At 64.7% G+C, this 23,255-nt stretch carries 18 protein-coding genes; 15 read left to right on the top strand and 3 right to left on the bottom strand.

Annotated features, from left to right (window positions below; genetic code table 11):
- Nucleotides 1-457: 457 nt before the first annotated feature.
- From fixA to LQE90_RS10765, 7 genes are all read left to right on the top strand, one after another.
- Nucleotides 458-1,216, top strand: a complete 759-nt coding sequence (fixA, locus tag LQE90_RS10795) for a putative electron transfer flavoprotein FixA (protein WP_114566957.1) — start codon at nucleotides 458-460, stop codon at nucleotides 1,214-1,216.
- Between the two features lie 48 nt (nucleotides 1,217-1,264).
- On the top strand, nucleotides 1,265-2,149 hold the full coding sequence (locus tag LQE90_RS10790; protein ID WP_114566956.1) for an electron transfer flavoprotein subunit alpha/FixB family protein: 885 nt from the start codon (nucleotides 1,265-1,267) through the stop codon (nucleotides 2,147-2,149).
- 137 nt (nucleotides 2,150-2,286) lie between these two features.
- Nucleotides 2,287-3,588: an FAD-dependent oxidoreductase gene (locus LQE90_RS10785; protein ID WP_216529735.1), complete on the top strand. Its 1,302-nt coding sequence runs from the start codon at nucleotides 2,287-2,289 to the stop codon at nucleotides 3,586-3,588.
- A complete protein-coding gene (locus LQE90_RS10780; protein WP_114566954.1) occupies nucleotides 3,585-3,884 on the top strand; it encodes a ferredoxin family protein in 300 nt (99 codons plus the stop codon). Before LQE90_RS10785 ends, LQE90_RS10780 begins: the two co-directional genes overlap by 4 nt.
- Before the next feature lie 257 nt (nucleotides 3,885-4,141).
- Nucleotides 4,142-4,630 (top strand): DUF1269 domain-containing protein, encoded by a 489-nt coding sequence (locus tag LQE90_RS10775; protein ID WP_216529734.1) that lies wholly within the window; start codon nucleotides 4,142-4,144, stop codon nucleotides 4,628-4,630.
- A gap of 281 nt (nucleotides 4,631-4,911) precedes the next feature.
- Nucleotides 4,912-5,490 carry a helix-turn-helix domain-containing protein gene (locus LQE90_RS10770; RefSeq protein ID WP_114566952.1) on the top strand — a complete coding sequence of 193 codons (579 nt, stop codon included), beginning with the start codon at nucleotides 4,912-4,914 and terminating at the stop codon, nucleotides 5,488-5,490.
- A gap of 51 nt (nucleotides 5,491-5,541) precedes the next feature.
- The gene (locus LQE90_RS10765) at nucleotides 5,542-7,233 is read left to right on the top strand and encodes an AMP-binding protein (RefSeq protein ID WP_216529733.1); all 1,692 of its coding nucleotides are present in this window, start codon (nucleotides 5,542-5,544) and stop codon (nucleotides 7,231-7,233) included.
- Here LQE90_RS10765 and LQE90_RS10760 read toward each other — a convergent pair.
- Both LQE90_RS10760 and LQE90_RS10755 read right to left on the bottom strand, forming a co-directional pair.
- Nucleotides 7,206-8,207 carry an MBL fold metallo-hydrolase gene (locus LQE90_RS10760; RefSeq protein WP_216529732.1) on the bottom strand — a complete coding sequence of 334 codons (1,002 nt, stop codon included), beginning with the start codon at nucleotides 8,205-8,207 and terminating at the stop codon, nucleotides 7,206-7,208. The two genes, LQE90_RS10765 and LQE90_RS10760, sit on opposite strands and share 28 nt — an antisense overlap.
- A 175-nt stretch (nucleotides 8,208-8,382) precedes the next feature.
- Entirely contained in the window at nucleotides 8,383-9,948 is a 1,566-nt protein-coding gene (locus LQE90_RS10755) for a PucR family transcriptional regulator (protein ID WP_216529731.1), read from the bottom strand.
- A gap of 333 nt (nucleotides 9,949-10,281) precedes the next feature.
- Here LQE90_RS10755 and LQE90_RS10750 point away from each other — a divergent pair, with 333 nt between their 5' ends.
- The 4 genes from LQE90_RS10750 (at nucleotide 10,282) to LQE90_RS10735 (ending at nucleotide 15,345) form a co-directional block, all read left to right on the top strand.
- The gene (locus tag LQE90_RS10750; RefSeq protein ID WP_216529730.1) at nucleotides 10,282-12,696 is read left to right on the top strand and encodes a molybdopterin-dependent oxidoreductase; all 2,415 of its coding nucleotides are present in this window, start codon (nucleotides 10,282-10,284) and stop codon (nucleotides 12,694-12,696) included.
- Nucleotides 12,697-12,706: 10 nt separating this feature from the next.
- Entirely contained in the window at nucleotides 12,707-13,327 is a 621-nt protein-coding gene (locus tag LQE90_RS10745) for a 4Fe-4S dicluster domain-containing protein (RefSeq protein WP_216529729.1), read from the top strand.
- Between the two features lie 87 nt (nucleotides 13,328-13,414).
- Nucleotides 13,415-14,641 carry an NrfD/PsrC family molybdoenzyme membrane anchor subunit gene (gene nrfD, locus LQE90_RS10740; protein ID WP_216529728.1) on the top strand — a complete coding sequence of 409 codons (1,227 nt, stop codon included), beginning with the start codon at nucleotides 13,415-13,417 and terminating at the stop codon, nucleotides 14,639-14,641.
- A gap of 2 nt (nucleotides 14,642-14,643) precedes the next feature.
- Entirely contained in the window at nucleotides 14,644-15,345 is a 702-nt protein-coding gene (locus tag LQE90_RS10735; protein ID WP_216529727.1) for a TorD/DmsD family molecular chaperone, read from the top strand.
- On the opposite strand, the gene LQE90_RS10730 is transcribed toward LQE90_RS10735, so the two are convergent.
- Nucleotides 15,342-16,454, bottom strand: coding sequence for a hypothetical protein (locus tag LQE90_RS10730; protein WP_216529726.1), 1,113 nt, complete (start codon nucleotides 16,452-16,454; stop codon nucleotides 15,342-15,344). The two genes, LQE90_RS10735 and LQE90_RS10730, sit on opposite strands and share 4 nt — an antisense overlap.
- Nucleotides 16,455-16,485: 31 nt before the next feature.
- On the opposite strand from LQE90_RS10730, the gene LQE90_RS10725 reads away from it, so the two are divergent.
- From LQE90_RS10725 to LQE90_RS10710, 4 genes are all read left to right on the top strand, one after another.
- Entirely contained in the window at nucleotides 16,486-18,342 is a 1,857-nt protein-coding gene (locus LQE90_RS10725) for a sensor histidine kinase (RefSeq protein ID WP_216529725.1), read from the top strand.
- A 159-nt stretch (nucleotides 18,343-18,501) separates the two neighbouring features.
- Nucleotides 18,502-19,236, top strand: a complete 735-nt coding sequence (locus LQE90_RS10720) for a LytR/AlgR family response regulator transcription factor (RefSeq protein ID WP_216529724.1) — start codon at nucleotides 18,502-18,504, stop codon at nucleotides 19,234-19,236.
- Between the two features lie 141 nt (nucleotides 19,237-19,377).
- Nucleotides 19,378-20,790 carry a DUF2252 domain-containing protein gene (locus tag LQE90_RS10715; RefSeq protein ID WP_216529723.1) on the top strand — a complete coding sequence of 471 codons (1,413 nt, stop codon included), beginning with the start codon at nucleotides 19,378-19,380 and terminating at the stop codon, nucleotides 20,788-20,790.
- A gap of 24 nt (nucleotides 20,791-20,814) precedes the next feature.
- Nucleotides 20,815-23,217: a glycoside hydrolase family 3 C-terminal domain-containing protein gene (locus LQE90_RS10710; protein ID WP_216529722.1), complete on the top strand. Its 2,403-nt coding sequence runs from the start codon at nucleotides 20,815-20,817 to the stop codon at nucleotides 23,215-23,217.
- Nucleotides 23,218-23,255 lie beyond the last annotated feature (38 nt).

Here is a 23,255-nt window from a genome sequence, read left to right as displayed (position 1 = left end):
TTCCGCACGTGATTCGGCTCGATTGCAGCGTGCCGCCGTCGTGTTTTACTCGCTCGAACAACTGCCCTGAATACTAGCGATCGCAGCTATGCCGTTGCATCGCAAGGCGCATGGTAATTCGGCGATACTTAAAAATCGGTGCATCGCAAAAAAAGTAGTAGGGATACGTAATGATGCCATTGATCAGGGGCTATGAAACGCGTTTGCGCAGTGCTTCCCACGGCGGGGGCGCGGCGTTGCGCCGTGGCGCCGCGCGGGCGATGGAACCTGCGCGGACGGGCGCGCAGGCATAGTCAAATTGTAAGTAATGATGCTTTCACGGCGATCTTGCGATGACGCCGCGCGGCGAGCGGTGCAAACTGCTCTCAACGCGCCGAATCCGCCGCATGTTCCCCTCGAAGACGGCGGGTCGCGTCCGAACGCTTTATAAAGGCAAACGAGAAGGGAAAGGTACAGGATGAAAATCGTTGCTGCTTTCAAGGTGGTTCCCGACGATCAGGACATCCAGGTGTCCGCGGACGGCTCCCTGGATTACTCCAAGGCCAAGGGCATCGTGTCCACGTACGATCTGAACGCTCTCGAGGCCGCGGCGCAGCTGGCCGCAGCCAACGACGGCTCCTCGGTGGTTGCGATGACGGCGGGCCCCGCTTCCATCGACGACTCCAAGCTGAAGAAGAACGTGCTGGCTCGCGGCGTGGACGAGCTGTTCATGGCCGCCGACGATGCATACGCGAACATGGATGCCCGCGCGACGGCGGAGGCGCTGGCTGCTCTGGTCGGCAAGGTGGGCGCGTTCGACCTCATCCTGTGCGGCGACGGCTCCGCTGACAACTACGCGCAGCAGGTCGACGTGCAGCTGGCTGCGAAGCTGGGCCTTCCTGTGGTGAACGGCGCCACGAAGATCGAGGCGCAGGGCTCGTCGCTCATCGTCGAGCGTACGCTCGAGGACGTCGTCGAAACCGTCGAGGTGCCCCTGCCCGCCGTTGTGTCCGTGTCTCCCGATATCGCGCTGCCCCGCATTCCCGGCATGAAGGACATCCTGGCCGCCGGCAAGAAGCCGATGAACGTGGCCGGTGCCGAGGCGGCTGTCGACGGCGCTATCGACGTTGTCTCCTGCAAGGCTCCCGATCAGGCCGACCGCAAGCTCGAGATCCTCGACGCTTCGGCTGATGGCGCGATCGAGCAGTTCGCTGCAGCCCTCAAGGCCGCCCTGTAGGTTCCGTCTTCCGATAATCCGCTGTCTGAGAGAAAGGCTAGCATACCCATGAAAGCACTTGTTATTGCCGAGCGCGCCGACGCTGCCCGCGAGCTTGCTGCCGGAGCCCGCACCATGGCCGATGAGGTCGTCCTCGTTTCCTTTGGCGATGCGCCCGCTGCCGTTGCCGACAAAGTGGCGAAGGTGTCCGTACCCGAAGGCTCCGTTTTGGACGACGCCGCCGATACCGTGATCGCCGTGTTCGACGCCGAGCAGCCGAGCGTCGTGCTGGTCGAGCCCACGCGTCACATGAAGACGATCGCCGGCCGCCTGGCCGCGCATGCGGGCGCCGCCGTTATCACCGACGTCATGGAATTCGCCGCCGACGGCGCGAAGAGCCTGTACTTCGGCGGCGTGGCCGAGCGCGTGCAGAAGGCTGCGGGCGACGTGGCCATCTATACGGTTTCCGCTGGCGCGTTCGAAGGCGCCGAGGCAAGCGGCGCGAACGCGGTCGAGGACGTGGCCTGGGTTGCCCCGGCCAATCCGGTGAAGCTCGTGTCCTCCAAGCCCATCGAAAAGAGCGGCGTTGACCTGGGTAAGGCTGACGTGGTCGTGGCTGCGGGCCGTGGCTTCGCGGAGGAGTCCGAGCTTGACTTGGCTCGCGCGCTGTGCGAAAAGCTGGGCGCCGGCCTGGGTTGCTCGCGTCCGCTGACCGAGGGCGTGGACTGGCTTCCCACCGAGACCTACGTTGGCGTGTCCGGCCTCATGCTGTCGCCGAAGGTCTACGTGGCTTGCGGCATTTCCGGCCAGATGCAGCACATGGTGGGCTGCAATCGCGCCGGCACGATGTTCGCCATCAACAAGGACAAGAACGCGCCGGTCTTCAAGCAGTGCGACTTCGGCCTGGTGGGAGACATCAAGGATGTACTGCCGGCTTTGACAGCGGCACTGTAGAAAGCTTCGATCCGCGGGAGGGCTCATGGAGGCCTCCCGCTTCAAGAAGCTCGAACCTTGCTGGTCAGGCGAGCGAGCGGGCTTTTGCGGTGAAGCTGGTGTGTTGTTGATTTTCATAAGACGAGAAAGGATGAAAGGTGTCTGAGACCGATTTCGACATCATCGTCGTGGGGTCCGGGTGCGCCGGGGCCGTGGCCGCTTACGTGGCCGCGTCCGCCGGCAAGAGCGTCCTCGTGGTCGAGCGCGGCAACTTCGCCGGCGCCAAGAACATGACGGGCGGGCGGATCTACTCGCATTCGCTCAAGGAGGTCTTCCCGGACTTCGAGCAGGAGGCGCCCCTCGAGCGCAAGATCACCCACGAGCGCATCGCGCTTCTGGACGCGCGCTCGAGCATGGCCGTCGACTTCACGAGCGACGAACTGGCGGAGGAAGGCAAGGACTCCTACGCCGTCCTGCGCGCGCCGTTCGACCAGTGGCTGGCCTCCAAGGCCGAGGACGCGGGCACCGAGTACATCTGCGGCATCGCCGTGGAGGAGCTCATCAAGGACGAGGCGGGCCGCGTGGTGGGCGTGCGCGCGGGCGAGGACGAGATCACCGCGCAGGTGGTCATCCTGGCCGAGGGCGTGAACCCGCTTTTGTCCGAGAAGTGCCTGGGCAACCCGCGCCCGAAGGCGAACGAGATGGCCGTGGGCATCAAGCAGGTGTTCGAGCTGCCGGCCTCCCAGATCGAGGACCGCTTCCTCGTGCCCGAGGGCGAGGGCGCGGCGATGCTGTTCGTGGGCGACTGCACGCACGGGAACGTGGGCGGCGGCTTCCTGTACACCAACAAGGACTCGATCAGCCTGGGCCTCGTGGCCACCATCTCCACGGCGGCCGACGCGTCGAACCCGTACCCGGTGTACCAGATGCTCGAGGACTTCAAGAACCACCCGGCCGTGGCGCCCATCATCCGCGGCGCGAAGCTGGTCGAGCACTCCGGCCACATGGTGCCCGAGGGCGGCTACAACATGATCCCGAAGTACGTCTTCGACGGCTGCGTCATCGCCGGCGAGACGGCGGGCCTGTGCATGAACATGGGCTACCAGGTGCGCGGCATGGACTTCGCCGTGGCCAGCGGGCGCATGGCGGCCGAGGCCGCGGTCGAGGCCATCGACAAGGGCGACGTCTCCGAGGCGGGGCTGTCCTCCTACAAGGCCAAGATGGAGGACTCGTTCGTTATCAAGGACCTGCGCACCTTCAGCAAGTGGCCCCACGTCATGGAGCACTGGGACTCGATGTTCACCGACTACCCCGTCATGGTGAAGGAGATCTTCAACGCCATGTTCAGCGTGGACGGCGCACCGCAGAAGCCGCTCGTGAAGCGCATGATGCCCATCGTGAAGAAGCGCGGGCTGTTCAAGCTCGCTCGCGAAGTGAGAGGAGCGACGAAGGCCCTATGAGTGCTATTGCTGACATCACCGTCAACGTCGACGAGTTCCTTGCCCTCGACAAGTACGAGGTGGACGAGGAGAACGCCCACATCGAGCTGGTGGACGACCCTGACGACGAGGAGTTCCTCAAGCTGGTGCGCGTGTGCCCGGCGGCCCTCTACAAGGTCGACGAGTCGGGCGCGAAGTCGTTCGACTACGCCGGCTGCCTGGAGTGCGGCACCTGCCGCATAGCCTGCGGGTCGACCATCGTGAAGAAGTGGGAGAACCCCCAGCCCACGATGGGCGTGGAGTACCGCTTCGGCTAGGATCGGAAATCTCCGCTCCGATCCCCGTATCGTTTCGCCTGACCGGGCCGCAGCATCGCGCTGCGGCCCGGTTGCTTTTCGGCTTCGCGCGGTGCAAGCGCGATAGGGAGGGGAAGGACGATCGCAGGCGCGCAGCTGGTTTCGGCGACGTTTCGCAACGGTTCCGAACGGGTGCCAAAGCCGAAGCGTTCGCTGCTGCGGTGCCGCATGCGCGTACAGTGAGGGCTCGATGAAAGCCAGAGAAAGGAGCATCAAGCATGAGTACGCTCGTTGTGCTCGGGTATCCGAGCGAGATGGAGGCGAAATCCGCTTACCAGAAGATTCTCGATCTCGACAAGAACCTTATCGTGAGCTTGCAGTCCGTGGCGGTGGTCGCCCGCCGCGCCGATGGCAAGTACGACGTGGTCACTCCCGATTCCAAAATAGGCACGTCTGCGGTATGGGGCTTGTTCTGGGGCGTTCTGTTCGGAGTGCTCTTCTTCGTGCCCGTGTTCGGCGCGGCTATCGGAGCCGGCATCGGCGCCTTGACCGGCGCTATTGTCAAGCACGGCGTAGACAAGGATTTCCAGGATCGCGTGCGCAACCTGCTTTCCGTCGACGACAGCGCCGCCGTGTTCATGGTGGTCGGCGGCATGACCACCGACAAGTTCGTCGAGGCCATCAGGCCCTTCGGCGGCGACGTGCTGCAAACGTCGCTCTCCATCAAAGACGAGGAAGAGCTCAAGCACGCCTTGTTCAAGAACTAGGCTCCGCTCTGGTTCCGCACTACGCGAAGCCGCCCTTTTCAGGGGCGGCTTTTTCACGATGCGCCGCGTGCGCCATGCGTTTCGCAAGCTCTCTGTAACATGGCGGCTCCCATCCGCGCCCAAGTTTTTGAGCTCGCGTCGCGCGCGGGACCCGTGACGCTTGCGACGCTAAACCGTTTTGCATGTCCGTTCTTCCGTAAAACCTATTTCGCGATTGGTTGAGAGCGAATCATAGGCTACCATTTACCTTGGTAAAACGATCATGAAGAGAGGAAGCTGGCATGATGGATGAGAACAAGCTGGGAAACAAGATCACGACGCTGCGCGAGGCGCATCACCTGTCCGTGCAGGACCTGGCGGATCGTTGCAGCTGCGACGTTGAGATCGTCGAAGGTCTTGAGGCTGGAAAGCTGCCGCCCTCGCTTGCTCCGCTCATCAAAATCACCCGCGCGCTGGGCGTTCGCTTGGGCACGCTCATGGACGATGACGAGAACTTGGGCCCGGCGTACATCGATCGCGAGCAGATGATCGAGGTCGAGCGCGTGAAGTCGCTCCAAACGGCCAGCGATGCCGGCGATTTGAGCTACTTCAGCTTGGCGGCGGGGCGTCCGTCGCGTCACATGGATCCCTTCGTCATCACCGTCACGCCCTCCGGCGAGACCGACCATGAGCTGGTCGGCCACGAAGGGGAGGAATGGCTGTTTGGCATGGAAGGCTGCATCGAGATCGAGTACGGCAAGGAAGTCTACGTGCTGCATCCCGGCGAGAGCATCTACTACGACTCTATCGTGCCTCACCAGGTGCGCGCGCACGACGGGCAGAACGCCAAGTTCCTCGCCGTCGTGTACACGCCGCTGTAGGCCCGCCGCCTTCGCTGCCCGTGCTCGATTTACAACAAGGAAGTGACCTGCATGCCTGAACCCATTGCATCCGAAGCCCTTGCCGGCTCTGCGGATTATCCCTTGCATTCCGAAAAGACCATCAGCCGCTATTTCCGCGACCAGGTGGCCATCGACCCCGACCACGAGTTCGTCGTGTACCCGGACCGCTCCCTGCGCTGGACGTACAAGGATTTCGACGAGCGCACGGACAACCTGGCGCGCGGCCTGCTGGCCATCGGCATGGAGCCGGGCGATCACCTGGGCGTCTGGGCCCGCAACATTCCCGACTGGCTGACGTTCATGTACGCAACTGCCAAGATCGGCGTGGTCATGGTCACGGTGAACCCCGTGTACAAAAGCCATGAGCTGGACTACGTGCTGAAGCAGTCCGACATGAAGGCGCTGTGCGTGATCGATGCGTACCGCGACGTCGACTACCTCAAGATCATCCGCGACCTGGTGCCCGAAACGCTCACGCAGCAGCGCGGGCACCTGGAAACCGAGAACTATCCGTTCCTCAAGAACATCATCTACATGGGACCGGAGAAGCATCGCGGCTGCTACAGCGTGCCCGAGCTCATCTTGCTGGGGCAGCACGTGCCCGAAAGCGCGCTCGAAGAGGCGGAGAAGCACTTCGACAACAACGACGTGGTCATGATGCAGTACACCTCCGGCACGACGGGCTTCCCCAAGGGCGTCATGCTCACGCATCGCAACATCCTGAACAACGGCTTCTACATCGGCGAAGGCCAGAAGCTCGGCCCCGAGGACCGCGTGACGCTGCCGGTGCCGTTCTTCCATTGCTTCGGCTGCGTGCTGGGCGTGATGGCCAACCTCACGCATCGCTCCACCATGATCATCGTGGAGGAGTTCGACGCGGGGCTGGTGCTGCAGGCCGTCCACAAGGAGCGCGCCACCGCGCTGTACGGCGTGCCCACCATGTTCATCGCCGAGCTGAACCACCCCGATTTCGATTCCTTCGACCTGACCAGCTTGCGTACGGGCATCATGGCGGGCAGCCCGTGCCCGCCCGAAACCATGCGCGAGGTCATGGACCGCATGTTCGTGAAGGAGATCACCATCTGCTACGGCTTGACCGAGACGAGTCCCGTGTTCACGCAGACCAGCGCCGACGACGACATCGTGCACAAGTGCGAGACGGTAGGGCGCAAGCATCCGCCCGTGCTGGTGAAGATCGTCGATCCCGAAACCGGCGAGGAGTGCGGCGTCGGGCAGCCGGGCGAGCTGTGCTGCAAGGGCTACAACGTCATGAAGGGCTACTACAAGATGCCCGAGGAAACGGCGCGCGCCATCGACGCGGACGGCTACCTTCATTCGGGCGACCTGGGAACCCTTGACGAAGACGGCTACTACCGCGTGACCGGACGCGTCAAGGACATGATCATCCGCGGCGGCGAGAACGTCTATCCGCTTGAGGTGGAGAACTTCCTGCTCACCATGCCCGGCGTGCTCGATGCGCAGGTGGTGGGCATTCCCGACAAGAAGCTCGGCGAGCTGGTGGGCGCGTTCGTTCGCGTGCGCCCCGGTTACGAGAACATGACCGAAGAGGACGTGCGCGCCTACGCCATCCCGCGCATCGCGCGTTACAAGGTGCCCAAGCACGTGTTCTTCGTGGATGACTTCCCCATGACGCCGTCCATGAAGGTGCAGAAGTTCAAGCTGCGCGAAATGGCTCAGGAGCTGATCGCAGCAGGGAAGTAGACGTTGCGGGCGTCGCCGTCCTTCGATCGCGTCACACGTCCGGTGGCGGCGAGGTGGTCGAGGATGGCGATGCCCTCCATGAGGATGCACCAGCGCTGCATGAGCGAGATGTCGTCCCAGCGCTCGTGCGGCACGTTCCAGCGAATGCGCCGCACCACCTGCTGGCCCAGCAGGCCCGGCTCGCGCTCGATGATGCCGACGGTTTCGTCGAGCCTTTCCAGATGATGGCGTTTCAGCCAATCGATGCGCTCGTGGAAATCGGGGCGGTTCTTGCCGTGCGATACCAGCAGCGTCTCGATTTCCATGTTGCTCACGCGATCGAGGCTGTCCAGGTACGCCTGCAGGCTGTCGGATCCGTCGGGGAACACGGTGACGCCGGGGGAGACGACGAACAGCACATGATCGCCTCCCATCAGCGTTTTGCTTCGCGGCTCGTACAGCGACAGGTGGTCGGGCGTGTGTCCGGGCGTTGCCACCACATGAAGGCGGTAGCTTCCAACGTCGATGACGTCCCCGTCGCCCACGACCACCGGCGCGCACCGATCGATGTCGATGACGCGCGGACCCGACACCGAGCGCACGAGCGCATCCGCATCCGCGCGCGGCACGCCCTCTTCCACCAGGCGCCGAAAGTCCTCGTGAAGCTCTTCCACGCCGCCGTCGCGCGCCATCTGCAACCCCTCCGCGCTCAGGTATACGGTTGCGTTCGCCGGGGCGATGCGGTCCACAAGGCCCACGTGGTCGTAGTGCAGGTGCGTCAGGAAGTACGAGGTTCTGGCCGGGTTCACGCCAAGCTCTTCCAGAGCCGCATGAAGCACGCGGTACCCGTCTTCGGTGGGGGCTCCCGTGTCGACTACCAGGGAGTCGTCGCCGTCTTGCACCAGATAGCAGTTCGTTCCGCTGGTGCTGATGTTGTCGAACGGAACTTCGATTTCGAACAGGTCGGGGTTCGTGCGGATGCGGGTGGCGTGCATGGCTTTCCTTGCGGTTTCGGGATTTGTTTCAGGTGAACGATACCACGAAATACGGGCCGCCACGGTATCGCCACGTTTCGCGTCTTTTGGGTAAAAACATCGCCCACGCGCACGGTTGCACGGCGTGGGGCGATGCTGCGGCGCGCCCCGTGCGTCCCTCAGGCGGCGCGGGACCTCAAGCGACGATCCTGCATGACAGGAGGATCCTGAGCAGATCCGTGCCGGCGGTCGAGGGGTCCTCCAGGTCCATCCCGCTGAGGGCTCGTATCCTCTTCAGCCGGTACGAAAGCGTGTTTCTATGGACGAACAGGGCCTCGGCGGCATGCGTGGCGCCGCATCCGCTTTCAAGGTAGGCCCGCGCGGTTTCTACGTACCGCGTGTCTTCGCGCGCATCGATGCGCGCGAGCTGCACGACGCGGTCATCGAGCAGCCAACGGGCGTCCCCGGTCAGGTTCAGGCGATCGGACAGGTCGTCGAACCAGCAATCGTCATAGAATCGGGTGACCGTGCGAAGATTCCGCCCGGTGGACGGATCGTCCTCGACGAGGTTCAGGGCGAAGCTCGCTTGCTGCGCGGCGGTGCGCAGGAAGTGGAAGTCGGAGAACACCGACGAGAACCCCGCCAGAAAGCGCGCCGGCAATCCGTCGTCGGCCGCCGGTTCCTCCAGGCGCTCGCGCATTTCGTCAAGCGGGTAGTCCTTTTCTCGGGCGACCATGAGGTAGGCATCGTCTTCGGCCTCGAGGAACCGGGCGCGCGGGTACCGCCGCTCGATCCGCCTCAGCGTTTGGCGGTGGGGCCCTTCCGAGCGCTCGCTTCGCGCCGATCCGCTGAAGCGGCAGACGTAGTACGGGTCGTCGACGGACCAACCGAACTTCGAAAGCTCGTAGGCCAGCACGCGCCCGCGTACGGCGTTGCCGGCAAGCAGTTCGTCGATCGGGTTCTTCGAGGACTTGTCAAGCTGGGGGTAGATCTGCCGGGGGAGGATCAGCACGAGCAGTCGTCCCAGGTGATCCGCGAGCACCAGGTCGCTTTGGGTGAACGGTGCGTTCGCGTCGACCAGCTCGAAGCAGCCGTGGTACGCGCCGTCGTGCAGCAGGTTGCGAACCAGGTAGGAATGGCCGGTTCGGGGCGCGTTCTCCACGAAGTAGGCCCGATCGCAGTGGAAGGCGTTTTCGGAACTGCTCATCCAAAGGTCGAAGTACAGCTCGGTGGGGCACACGCCCGTTTCGATGGCGGTCGTCCAAAGCTCGTCATGGAAGTCGTTCGGAAGGTGCCCGGCGCACAGCACGTAGTACAGCGCGGAATCGGACACCATGAGGGGGTTGCGAAACGCCGTGGCCGCCACGTCCATGACCTCCTGCAGCGACGCGTCGCGCGCCATGGCCTCCAAAAGCGATTCCGACCAGGCATCGAGGCGCATGCGAAACTCAAGCAGCCGCGCCAGCAGCGCGCTTGCCTGAAGCGTTCGGGACGGGTCGGGCACCAGCACGGCAGGCAGCGGCAGCGCATGGGTGTCCGGCAGGTCCGGGCCCAAGATCAAAAGCGCCCCCTTGTCGAACGCTTCGAGATCGACCTGAGCGAGCGTTTCCGCCTCTGCGATGAACAAGCTTCCCGCCCGAGGCCCGCTGGCTTTTTCGAGCAGTTCTATTCGATCGAGGTCAAGGTGCGTCGAGTGGTCGAACAACGCGACGGGGGAGAGGTCGGCCAGTTCGTCCCGCACAAGGTCAAGGTTGAAGCGCATAGTGCCTCCTTCGAGCCGAAGCGCTGCCGGGCGACCGGTCTTTTCCGCCCTTCGAACGGGGTTCAAGGCTTGCGGATCGCTCGGTGAAACGCGGTGCGATTCGCTGCCCGCTCTTTGCTACAGCATCTTTTCACCTGGGATGATACTCCCCTTTGTTCACTATGCACAAAGCTTGGGCCGCGTATTTCGGCGGATGGAATAAAGACGCGTTCCCTCATGTTTCCTACACTGCGGCCTGGTGCGGGTTGCGCGACGGACGAGGGCCAGGGGGACGGCACGGCGTGCGAAGGGCTTGGCGCAACCCGAATGCAAGCAAGACGATAGGAGAAGTACATGGAGTTGACGAGGCGCGGTTTCCTCGCGGGGTCCCTCGCCGCCTGCGGCTTGGTCGCGGCAGGGGCCGACATGTTCACGCCCGATAGCTGGCTTTCGCCCGCAGCGGCGTACGCGGGCATCGGCCCGTCGGGCGCCGAGCGCGCGGCGGCGGGCGAAGAGCATACGGCTTGCACGTACCATCAGGAGCATTGCGGCGGCATGTGCCCGCTCAAATGCACGGTGCGCGACGGCCGTCTGGTGAAGGTGGAACCGAACACATGCGTGGACGATCGTTACGAAACGATCTGCTTGAAGGGCATCTCCGAGGTGCAGCATATATACGGGGCAGGGCGCGTGCAGACGCCCCTCAAGCGGGTAGGCGAGCGGGGATCGAACGAATTCGTGCAAGTAAGCTGGGACGAAGCGCTCGACGACATCGTTTCGCGCATCAAGGACATCCAGCGCGATCACGGCAAGCAGGCGGTCATGGTCACCTCGTCGAGCGAGGCGAGCATGCCGTTTCTCGCGTCGCTGCTGGGCGCGCAGACCGGCGGCAATGCCGGCATCGACGTGGGGATGGGCAACGGCTTGGACCCCGCCATCGGCTACGGAGGCGGTTTCGCCATGGCCACGGGCGAGGCGCGCGATTGGGTGAACTCCCGCATGGTGCTCATGGTGGGATGCAACTTCTGCGAGTCCAGCTTGCCCCAGGTTCGCCTGTTCTTCGAGGCGAAGGAGGCCGGCGCGCGCATCGTGTCGGTGGACCCTCATTTCTCGACCACGGCCGGCAAGGCCGACGAGTGGGTGCCTATCGAGCCGGGCACCGACGCGGCCCTGTTCCTTGCCATGACGTCGGTGATCCTCGACGAAGGGCTGGCGGATCGGGCGTTCATGGCCGCCCACACGTCGCTGCCCTTCCTGGTGGATGCTTCGACGGGGCAGCTCGTGCGCCAGCATGCGGAAGACCCTCAGGTGGAAAAGCCCCAGACGGGCGCTGAAAACCCGTTCTTCGTCATCGATTCGGCTACGGGCCGGCCCGCTCCCTATGACCAGCCGGGCGTCTCGGCGGCTTTGTCCGGCGAGGTCGTGATCGACGGCGTGCGCGCCCGGACCGCCTACGACGTGCTGGTCGAAACCCAGAAGGAGTTCACGGCGGCATGGGCCGAGGGCGTCACGGGCGTTCCCGCTGAAAAGATCGAGTCGCTTGCGCGCGCGTACGCCAAAGGACCGTCGTCGCTTGCGCTAGGATGGGGCGGCAACGACAAGATGGGCAACGCCGATATCGCAGGTCATGCCGCAGCAGTGCTAGCTGGCGTGACCGGGAACATCTGCAAGCCCGGCGCGAATGTCGGCGTGTTCGTGGGCGGATGCTGGAACGGCCATTCCACAACGCTGGGATCGTGGAAGCTGCCGGATTCCCTGGCTCCCTCTGAAGACGAGATGGCGGCTTACGACATGCGCACGAAGCCCAACAGCGTGAGAGCCTACATCTGCTGCGGCGACTTCATGGCCCAGCACTTCGCCAACATGTCCAAAACCGAGGACTGGGCGCGCACGCTCGACCTGATCGTGTCGATCGATCCGTACTTCACCGAAGGCGCCAAGTGGGCCGACTACGTGCTGCCCGCCACGACGCGCTTCGAGCTCGATGCCGAAGTGGGCGCCGTGAAGGTGGGGTACAACCAGATCGTGCTGCAAAACAAGGTGATCGACCCGCTTTTCGAAGCGCGCACCGATTTCTGGATCCAGAAGGAGTTCGCGAAGCGGCTCGGCTGCGAGGACGCGCTGCCGAAGGACTCGACCGAGCTGGCGTCGGTGATTCTCTCGGGCGCCGAGGATCCGCGGATCGCCTCCCTTACCATCGACCAGATCAACGAGCACCACGGCACGTGGCCCCTGCCCGGCATCGAGAAGCCGCGCCAGGAGTACGCCGACTTCGCGTTCGACACGGTTTCGGGAAGGCTGGACCTGTACTACCAGAACCTCGTGCCTTTCGGGCAGGGGCTTCCCCAATGGGAGCCGACGCTCGAGGCGAACGCGCAGAACCCTTTGCGCAGCGAGTTCCCGTTTCAGCTGGCCAACGTTCGCACGCGCTTTCACATCCACAACCAGTTCAACGACGCGAAGTGGATCCAGCAGTACTTCGAGCCCACGCTGGACGCGAATCCCGCCGATCTTTCCGCGCGCGGCCTGGCTACGGGCGACGTCGTGGAGGTGTTCAACGACCGCGGCAGCTTCGAGGTGCGCGTTCACGGCAATCCTGCCATTCGATCGGGGTCGGTTCGCCTGGTGGAGGGCGCTACGGCCGATTACCTGGCGCGCGGCAACCTGCAATCCGTTACCAACGATGCTGCGGTAGAGCGCGGCGACGAGCTGCTGTGCGGCCCGGTCATCCCGTTCTCCGACACGCTCGTCGAGATCAGAAAAGCGTAAGGGGGCAACCATGACGAAACTGGCTATCGCCATCAACCTGAACCGTTGCGTAGGCTGCCATACCTGCGCGAACGCCTGCAAGATGCAGAACAACGTGCCCATGGGAATGCTGTGGAACCGCATCCTGACGAAGGATTGCGACGTCATCGACGGCGCGGTGGGGCAGTACCCCAACTTGACGCGCGTCTACCTGCCCGTGCAGTGCCAGCATTGCGAGAACGCCGCCTGCCAGAAGGTGTGCCCCACGGGCGCAACCTACAAGGATGCTTCGGGGCGCGTGGAAATCGACTACGACAAGTGCATCGGCTGCCGCATGTGCATGGCGGCCTGCCCGTTCAACGCTCGCGTGTTCAACTGGGACGAGCCGGTGCGCGAGCCTGCCTTCAACTACGGTGACGCGCGGGTTCCCGTACGCGCCAAGGGCGTGATGGAAAAATGCACGCTGTGCAAGGAGCGCACCGACGACGGGGACATTCCCATGTGCGTGCGCGTGTGCCCGGCGCGCGCTCGCACGTTCGGCGACCTTGACGATCCCGACAGCGACATCTCGAAGTTGGCGTGTTCGCCCGAAGCCCATCATCTGCTCGAAGAAAAGGGCACGCGCCCGCAGCTTTTCTATATCGGACTTTAGATCGCATCGCTTGGCCGGGCGGCGCGACGTTGCGGCGTCGCGCCGCCCGAGCGGCTGCGCAGATCCGTGCGTTAAGGAGAAACCTACATGCAGTTAACAAGAACCTATAAAATCGCCTTCGCCGTGTTGGCCGCCCTTGCGGCCGTCGGCGTGGGCGCGTATGCGTACCAGTTCGTCGGCGGGTTGGGCGTCACGGGCATGTCGAACGGCACGTCATGGGGCCTGTACATCGCCTGCTTCATGTTTTTCGTGGGGCTGTCCGCGGGCGGCCTTATCGTGGCTTCGTCGGCGTCGATCTTCCACGTGGCGGAGTACAAGAAGGTGGCCCTTCCCGCCATCTTGGTATCGCTCGTGTGCATCTGCATCGCGGGCTCGTTCGTTTTGATCGACCTGGGCGGCATCGTGCGCCTGCTCAACTTGCTGGTAACGCCCAACTTCGTTTCGCCGCTTCTATGGGATATATGCGTGATCAGCACGTATCTGGTCATCAACCTGGTCTACCTGTACTTCATGACGTCGCGCAAGCCCGGTGCGAAGGACAAGGTGGCCATCGTATCGCGCTTCGCCCTGCCGGTGGCTATCCTGGTGCACTCGGTGACGGCGTGGATCTTCGGATTGCAGATTGCGCGCGAAGGCTGGTACTCCACCATCATGGCCCCGCTGTTCGTGGCGTCGGCCATGGATTCGGGCTTGGCGCTTTTGCTGCTGTCGCTTCTGTGGATGAACCGGCAGCGCGTGTTCGCCACGTCGCGCAAGCTTATCGCGAACCTGGCGGGCCTTCTTGCCGTGTGCATCGCAGTGGACGGCTATATGGTGGGATGCGAGGTGCTGACCATGGCCTATCCCGGCACCGAGCACGGCATGGAGGTGTTCGGCCAGATGGTGTGGGGCGCAACCGCTCCCTTCTTCTGGATCGAGGTTATCGTGGGCGTGGTCGTTCCGTTCTGCATCCTCGTGTTCGCGCGCAATCGCCGACGCCCCGGTTTGGTCGCGTTGGCGGCGGCAGGCGTTGTGGTCGGCGTGTTTTGCAAGCGCATCTGGCTTTTGTTCACCAGCTTCATATTCCCGAACGTGTCGGGCGCTCCGGGCCTGGTGAGCGGGTCCAGCTCGTCAAGGGGCCTGTACGGCATGGACGGTTGGGCCGTGACCAGCTCGTACGCTCCTACGCTGCCCGAGATCCTGATCGTCGTGGGCATGGTGGCCGTGGGCGTCATGGCGTTTTTGCTGCTGGCGAAAGTGTTCTTGCGCTACGACCCCGCTCCCGCCGAGGCCGACGACAAGGCTTGGGAGCGTAGTTTAGGAGCAGAGGAGTAGCTATGATGGAATGCGCCGAGTGGCCGGCGTCGGTGCTTGCGGCAACCTCGACCTGGCGGGACGTATGGCGTAGCCGGGCGGAAACGTTCGCGTTTCTTGGCAACAGCTTGCTGCGGCCCATGACCACCGAAACGTCGATCGGACTGCACGAATCGTTCTGGGATGCGTTTTCCCAGCAGCTGAGCAGCGCTTTTCGCTGTCATGATCGGGCTGCTTTGGGGGTCGATCGGCTGAAGCGCTATGCGCGCGGCGCTTCCTCGTGCCGCGATGCCGCCGTCGAGCGCGTGGACGTGGAGTACGCGCGGTTGTTCATCGGCCCGCCCAAGCCTGCGGCGCCGCCTTGGGAAACCATGTACGCCGTGCGCGGGCGCGTAGGGGAGGCGGGCTTCGGCGATGCGGCCTTCGAGATGCGCGCTTTGCTGCGCGACGCGGGCCTTGCCGTGCGCGGGCCGAGCAACCAGTACCCCGACCACCTTGGCCTGGAGCTGCTCTACTTGGCTGCGGCTTGCAGGGAGATGGCGACGGGCCAGCGCCCCGCGGGCGACGGGCGCCGTTTGGCGCGTTTCGCAAGCGAGCACCCGGCTTCTTGGGCGACGGCGCTGCGCGAGGCGGTGGAAAGCGCCGCCCCCGAAGGCTACTACCTTGGTATCGTGGAGGTTGCCGAGGGCGCGTGCTGCGCGTTCGCGGAGGGCGTCGGCGTTTAGCGGCGCTTGGCGCGCATGACGGCGATCGCGCCGCCGGCTATGCCCACGACCCCGGCCGTCAGGCCCAAGGCCCAGGCGAATCCGGGCAGGCCGGCGGGCTCGTCCGCGACCTCGCTTGCGGCGGCGTCGGACTCGACGGTTGGCTTTTGGGTTGCGGCGGCGCCAGGCTCGACGGTTGGTTCCTGTGCGGCGTAGGCTTTTTCGGGTGCCGGGGCGACCGACGGTTGCGCAGGCTCGGACGCGGTGCGCTCCTGGGGCGCGTCGCTCGCGCGAACGCCGCCTGCGCCCGTCGGCTCAGATGCCTCCTGCGCGGCAGGCCCGTTGCTCTCCGGCGCTTCGGGCCCGCCTTCGGGATGGACGCGCTCGCTTTCGCCCTGTCCTACGCCTCCAATGTTTCCGCCCGTGCCTCCCGAATCGGTTTCGGGCGGATTGACGACCGAAGGAGGCGGCGTGAGGCCGTTCTCGTCGTCGGAGGGACGCGAGCCTTCGGGGTAGGTGATGAGCGCGGGCTCGAAGACCGTCTCCACGGTTTCGCCGTCTTGGAGCACGACGGCCGTGGCGCGAAGGTAGAAGTCGCGGTAGTCGACGGTTTCGGAGCGATGGAAGACTGCGCAATGCCGAATGGACGGATTGGCGAAGTTGTCGTCGTACACGGCCCTGATGCCATCCCCTTCAGGCGTTTCGTACATCAGGTGGTCTTCGTTCCACGTGTAGACGCCCCAGCGCTCCCAGGAGTCTTCAGGTTCGTCGGCGTAGCGGCGATCCAGGTACAGAACCTGCAGGTCGGGGTGCTTCACCTGCCCCCATCCGGGATCGATGGGGAGCGCCGGCAGAAACAAGACGGTCGTCATGCCCCTTCCCGGTATGATCCTGACAATCTGGCCGTACGGCTGCTCGACGGTCGGGGATGCGGTGCCGTTCCCCGAGATCCCGCCGCCGAGAACCCCGCCGCTTCCTCCCAACGAGCGATCCGAGAGCGCGACGCCCTCGTGCGCCCAGGCTTGATTTGCGCTCGGGCATGCGCATCCTATCGCGAGCGCCGCGCATGCGGCAAGGGCGCAGCAACCGAACGCCGCCGCCTTCGATTCGCTTCTGGTATGATGTGGCACGAGGATCCTGTCGTCTCGGGGGAGGGGCACCATGTCGGTTCGCGCTATCGTCCGTGCGCTCGTCCCTGCTGCGGTCGTGTTCCTTGCGGTTGGCTGCTTGCTTTCGTTTACGTATTTCCATGATAACAAATACGCTGCGCCTCCGCCGTACGGGGACGACGGTTCGATCGCGCTTTCCGACGACGACGTGGCTCGGTCCGTCCCGCTCGTGGACGGCTGGCTTGTTTCCATGGACGGATCCGCTCCGATCGAGACGTTCATCGGGCAGTACTCGAACTTCTCGTACCTGCCGAATGGCACGTCGGCGTTCGGCAGCGCGACGTACCGTTTGGACGTGCGCTACGAAGGGCCGCGCGCCGAGCGCTCTCTCGTCATTCTGCTGCCCGAAGTGTTCACCGACTACACGCTGTACGCGAACGGGATTTCGGTGGCGTCGGACAAGACGGGTCCGGAAGCGGCCTTGATCGTGGGCGAGCACACCGAGCTTGTGCTGGAGGTTCGCAACCAATCCCATTACTACAGCGGTCTTGTGTACCCGCCCCTTATCGGTTCGGCGCAGGCTATCGCGCAGGTTGAGCTGGCGAACTCCCTGCTATCGGGCGTGCTCGTGCTGTTTCCGCTCGTCTCGGCGCTGTTCGCGTTCGCTGTGTACGGGCGCCGCGGGGAAGACCCGGTCGTACGGGATTTCGGCCTGCTGTGCCTTGCGCTGTCCGTTGCGGGCTGGCGGGGGATCGCGTGGCGCTTGGGCTTGGGGGATCCGTGGGTCTACGCCGTCGAGGATGCGGCCTGGACGGCGGTGTTCGTGTGCGCGGCGTCGGTGGCGGCGCGCTCGACGGGGGCGCTCGATCGGTCGTGGGCACGCGTTGCGCGTCGAGCGATGCTCTTCTTGCCGCTGGTCACGCTCGTGTGGGTGGCTGCGGTCATTCCGCTTTGGCCGGTCACCATCGAAGCGTACGGCGCGTATCAGACCCTGCTCAGGCTGGCCTGCTGGGTCATGCTGACGGTCTGCGCCGCGATTGGCCTGGGGTCGCGCAGCCCCGAAGCGCGCTACGTCCTGTGCGCATGCGCGGTCCTGGGCGCTTCTTTGGGGGCGAATCTGCTGGACAACAACGCGTACGAGCCGTTGTACGGCCTTTGGCAGCAGGAATACGCGGCGCTGGCCATGGTAGCCGTGTTCGCCTGCATGCTGGTCGTTCGCGTGAGAAGGATGAGCGCCGCGCAGGAGCGGGTGCGGGATCTGTCCGTGCAGGCGCGTGCGGCGAAGGACAGCTTGCTGCATATGCGTCGTGCCGAGGAGGCTACCCGGATGGCCCGTCACGATCTGCGCCATCACGTGGAGACGTTGCGGCGCCTGCTTGAAGAGGGCGCTTTGGATCGGTGCCGATCCTATCTGGACGAGCTCACTTCCGGCCATGACGCCGCGGCTCCGGTTCGCTATTCGGGCAACCTGGTGGTGAACGCGGCTCTGACGGGGTATTTGGCGCCTGCTCAGGAGCGCGGCGTTGAAGTGCGGTGCGACGTGCGCGTCCCCGAGGAGCTGCCGCTGCGCGACACCGAGCTTGCGGTGCTGCTGTCCAACCTGCTGTCGAACGCAGTGGAGGCGTGCGATCGCGCGCGCCTTGCGGGGTGCCGGCGTCCCTACGTGGACTTCGCCATGTGCGTCGAAGGCGACCGACTGGTTGCACGGTGCGAGAACGTCATGCCCGCCGATGCATCGTTCGATGCCACGAGCAAGTCCGACGGGGGCGATCACGGATGGGGCCTGCCCGCTATGCGGCAGATCGTCGAGGCGCACGACGGCGCGCTGGTCATCGATTCGGGCGAGGACGCGGTCGTCGTGCGCCTTGTATTGAAGCTTGGGAATGGGGCGAAAGAACGCGGCCTGTGACCCGTTTCGATCTTGCCGTGCCGGTTCCCGCATGCTCTATCGCGGCGGATTCGTTGCCGATAGCCGCATGTCAATAGTGGTGTGCCGCTAAATTGCGAGTAAACTGTTCATAGGAAAAGCCAGGCGGCTGCATCTTTGCAAGGAAGGCGGGAAGGCGAGTTGAGGATAGCGATCTGCGACGATGAGGACGTGTGCCGCACCGAGCTGCGCACGGTTCTCGATCGCGTTTTGTCGGCGCGTGGCGCCCGCGCAAGCTGCGAAGAATACGCCACAGGTCGGGAATTGATCGCGGATTCCGCGAAGCAGCCTTTCGATCTCGTGTTCTTGGACGTGTACCTGGAGCAAGAGAACGGCCTGTCCGTTGCGCGCGCCTTGCGCAGCGCCGGTGCGAGCACGAATATCGTCTTTTTGACTGTATCGCGCGAACACGCCGTGGACAGCTACGAGGTGCGCGCAACCGATTACCTGATCAAGCCCGTAAGCGAGCAGGGGATCGAGCGCGTGCTCGACCGAGTGCTGCCGTCTTCCGTTCCCCGCTTGGCGTTTCGCGTGGGAACCGGACGTCGCTACATTCCCTACGGCGACATCCTGTATTTGGAAAGCCGCGATCATGCGGTCTTGCTGCATACGGTGGACGGCGCTTGCTATCGTGGTTTCGCCAAGCTTGGCGACGTACAGGATCAGCTCGACGACGGCCGCTTCCTGCGCTGCCATCGCAGTTGCCTGGTCAACATGGACTACATCGCCGACGTGCGCGACGACTTCGTCCTGCGCGACGGCACTCGCGTTCCTGTGCGCGTTAAAGAGAAGCGCAAGATGCACGAGGCGTACCATCGGTATTTCGTAGATGCCGCCTGCGGGGGAAGGGGGTCGGGCTCCACGTTGCCGAAGTGACCGATTTCGCGGTTGATCCGCCCTGTTTCGCGGAAGGCGGCCGGCAGAGCGCCGCTCGCCTATACTGTACTCTCCACTGCGCCTTGCACGAAGCGGCAGTATGCGGTCAGAGCGCTTCGCGCGCTCGGAAGGGATGGTCCCATGAAGCTTGATTGCGATTGCAGCGCGGCCGTCGGAAGCGGGCTTTCCCGCGGCAAGGCCCTGCGCGGCGCCGTTCCGCGCGCATCCCATGCCGCCTGGTCCGTGCAGGCGGGTCGCTCCCAGGTCATCGACCTTTTGAGGGAGCAAGAGGCGGATCGCTTGCGCTACCTGCTGCCCGAGCGCCATCTGCGCATGAGCGCGTCTCCGTTCGCCTTCTTCCGCGGCAACGCGGCGGGCATGGCGGCCGACCTTGCGCGCACTCCTTCCACCGGCTTGGCGGTGCAGGCGTGCGGCGATGCGCATATAGCGAACTTCGGCGGTTTCGCGGCACCTGATCGGCGCCTTGTGTTCGACGTCAACGATTTCGACGAAACCGCGCCCGCGCCGTGGGAGTGGGATGTCAAGCGCCTGGCTGCAAGCATCGAAATATGCGGGCGCAACCGCGGCTTCAAGCCCAGTTGGCGTCGCGCTGCGGTGCGCTCTGCGACGGCGGCCTACCGCGAGGCCATGGCCTCGTTCGCGCGCAAAGGGGCCCTTGACGTGCACAGCGCGCGCCTCGATGTGGAAGAGGTGCTGTCGCATGCCTTGCAGGGCGCTTCCGCAAAGGAGGAGCGCCGCGTGCGCAAGCAGCTCGAACGCGCCTTCTCGAAGACGAGCGCCCGTGCGTTTGGCCGGTTCGTGCAGGTGGGCGAAGCAGGAGCGACCATCGCGTTCGATCCCCCCAACGTGGTTCCGCTCGATCGGTTCTCGTCCGTTGCCGAGGCCGATCGCGTGGCCGCCTCGCTCATCGAGCTTCTGGAGGGGTACCGTGAAAGCCTTGCGCCCGAGCGATGCTGCCTGTTCGATCAGTACGAATACCTTGACGCCGCCCAAAAGGTGGTGGGCGTGGGAAGCGTGGGCACGCGAGCGTGGATTATCGCGCTTGTGGGTCGAGACGTGCGCGATCCGCTTGTGCTGCAGGTGAAAGAAGCGCAGGCTTCGGTGCTCGAGCGTTATTGCGGACCCAGCGGATGGGCGTCCCACGGCCAGCGCGTGGTGCAGGGGCAGCGGCTCATGCAGGCTGCGGGGGACGTGCTGCTCGGATGGACGAGCGCGCCGGACGAGACGGGCCGCAAGCGCGATTACTACGTACGGCAGCTTTGGGATTGGAAGACGTCGACCGATCTTGAAACGGCGCCCGCCGCCGAGATCGAGGCCACGGGCCGTTTGTGCGGCTGGACGCTCGCACGCGCTCATGCGCGCACGGGCGATCGGTGCGCCATCGCAGGCTACCTGGGAACATCGGGTTCGTTCGACCGGGCCGTAGCTGATTTCGCGCGCGCCTACGCCGACCAGAACGAAGCTGATTACCGCGTGTTCGTCGATGCGCTGGCCCACGGCGGCCTTGACGCCGGTCCGGAACCGCTGTCGTAGCAGGGCGCAAGGAGAGGATGCCTTATGGACGTCGAATCGGTGCTCGAGCAGATGACGCTCGAAGAGAAGTGCGCATGCCTGACCGGCGAGGGCTACTGGGTCCTCGGCGGCTGCCCTCGGCTGGGCGTTGCCCCTATCGAGGTGTCCGACGGCCCGCACGGCTTGCGTCACCAGTCGGGCGCGGCCGACAACCTGGGGCTTTCCCAAAGCGATCCCGCCGTGTGCTTTCCCACGGCCAGCGCCTCGGCGTGCTCGTTCGACGTCGACCTGCTGCGGCGCATGGGGGAGGCCATAGGCGACGAGGCGCGCGAACAGGGCGTGGCCGTGGTGCTGGGCCCCGGCGTGAACATGAAGCGCAGCCCGTTGTGCGGTCGCAACTTCGAGTATTTCAGCGAGGACCCCTTTCTGGCCGGCACGCTGGGCGCGGCTTACATCCAAGGCGTGCAGAGCCGCGGCGTGGGCGCGTCGCTCAAGCACTTCGCGTGCAACAACCAGGAAACGCACCGGCTCATCTCCGATTCGGTGGTGGACGAGCGGGCGTTGCACGAGCTGTACCTGGAGCCGTTCCGGCTGGCTGTGGAACAGGGCAAGCCCTGGACCATTATGACCGCGTACAACCTGATCAACGGCACGTATTGCTCCGAGAACCCTTGGCTTATGGAAGAGGTTGGCCGCAAGGCGTGGGGCTTCGACGGCGCTTACGTGTGCGACTGGGGCGCCGAAAGCTCGAACGCCGACAGCCTGCCGGCGGGATTGGACCTGGTCATGCCCGGGGTTCGCCCCGATTATCGCCTTGACGTGGCTGACGCCGTGCGCGCGGGCCGCATATCCCGCGAGCGCTTGGACGACGCCGTGCGCCGCGTGCTTCAGCTGCACGACAAGCACGAGCGTGCGCGCGACATCGTCCGGATCCGCGACCTTGACGCGCGCCTCGAGGTTGCGCGCGAGGTTGCCGAGCAGTCGGCGGTGCTCTTGAAGAACGAGGGCGCCCTGCCGCTTGAGCTGGGCGCGCGCATCGCGGTGATCGGCGCGTTCGCAAAGCACCCGCGCTACCAGGGGGCGGGGTCGTCCAAGATCAACCCCGTTTCGCTCGACTGCGCGTTCGACGAGCTGGTCGCCGCCCAAGCCGCATGCTCGTACGCTGAAGGCTACGATCGCGAAACGGGCGCGGCAACCGAGGCTCAGCTTGAGGAGGCCGCCGCGGTCGCGCGGCGCTGCGATGCGGCTGTGGTGTTCGTCGGGCTGCCGGACGCATCGGAGTCGGAAGGAGCCGACCGCTCCCACATGGGTCTGCCCGAAGGCCATGACAGCCTGGTCGAGCGCGTGTGCGCGGCCAACCCGAACACCGTGGTGGTTCTGCAGGGTGGGTCGCCCGTAGAGCTTCCTTGGCGCGACCGTCCGAACGCCATCCTGCTGAGCTACTTGGCGGGCTGCTGCGGCGGGAAGGCGACTGCCGACGTGCTGCTCGGTCGCGCGAACCCTTCGGGCAAGCTTGCGGAAACCTGGCCCGTGTGCCTGGTCGACACGCCGTGCGCGGACTTCTTCCCGGCTACCGGAAGGCAGGCGCATTATCGGGAGAGCGTGTTCTCCGGCTACCGGTACTACGATGCCGCCGGCGTGGAGGTGGCCTACCCGTTCGGGCACGGGCTGTCCTACACCCGCTTCTCGTACGAGAGCCTGCATATCGAGGCGGTCGACGATGGGTTCGCCGTGTCTTGCACGGTTCGAAACGTAGGGGATCGGTTCGGCAGGGAGGCCGTGCAACTGTACGTGGCGCCGCTCGACGACGCGGGAATCCGCCCTGTTCAGCAACTCAAGGCGTTCGCGAAGGTAGCGCTTGAGCCGGGCGAGGAGCGCCGTGTCGAACTGGCGCTTCCTCGACGGGCGTTCGCGCATTACGATCCTGAAACGTCCTCTTGGGAGGTGTTCGAGGGCGCTTACGATGTGCGGGTGTCCGCTTCCAGCCAAGACGTGCGGCTGCGCGTCACCCTTGACGTGGCGGGCGTTCCCCGCGCGGGGCAAGCGGTGCCGCAGGCGTATCGCGCGGTGCATGCCTCGGGATTTGCCGACGAGGCGTTCAGGGCGCTGTACGCCAAGCCGTATCCCAAGGTCATCGTTGCCATGCGCCCCTACACGCCCAATGCGACGGTAGGGGATCTCAAGGCGTCGCTCGTGGGATGCGCCGTGCATTGGATTCTGCGCCACGAGCTGAAGCTGCTCGCGCGCAGCGACCCTGCGGCGCGCGCGGCGGCCGAGCGCATGGTCATGGACACGCCGCTTCGCACGCTTGCCATGTCGGGCGTCGACATGGGGCTGGTGGACGGCGCGGTTGATATACTGAACTATCGGTTCTTCAGAGGGTTCAAGCGTCTTCGTCGCGTGCTTGCCGGCGCCTCGGCTTCCGAGGACCCTGCAACGCAAGCGTGAAGCGGCTGCACAGTAGAAAGAAGGCTGCGTGCCCGACC

The organism is Paraeggerthella hominis (assembly GCF_021044775.1).
Taxonomy (GTDB): Bacteria; Actinomycetota; Coriobacteriia; order Coriobacteriales; family Eggerthellaceae; genus Paraeggerthella; species Paraeggerthella hominis.
This window is presented reverse-complemented; position numbering and strand designations above follow the sequence as displayed.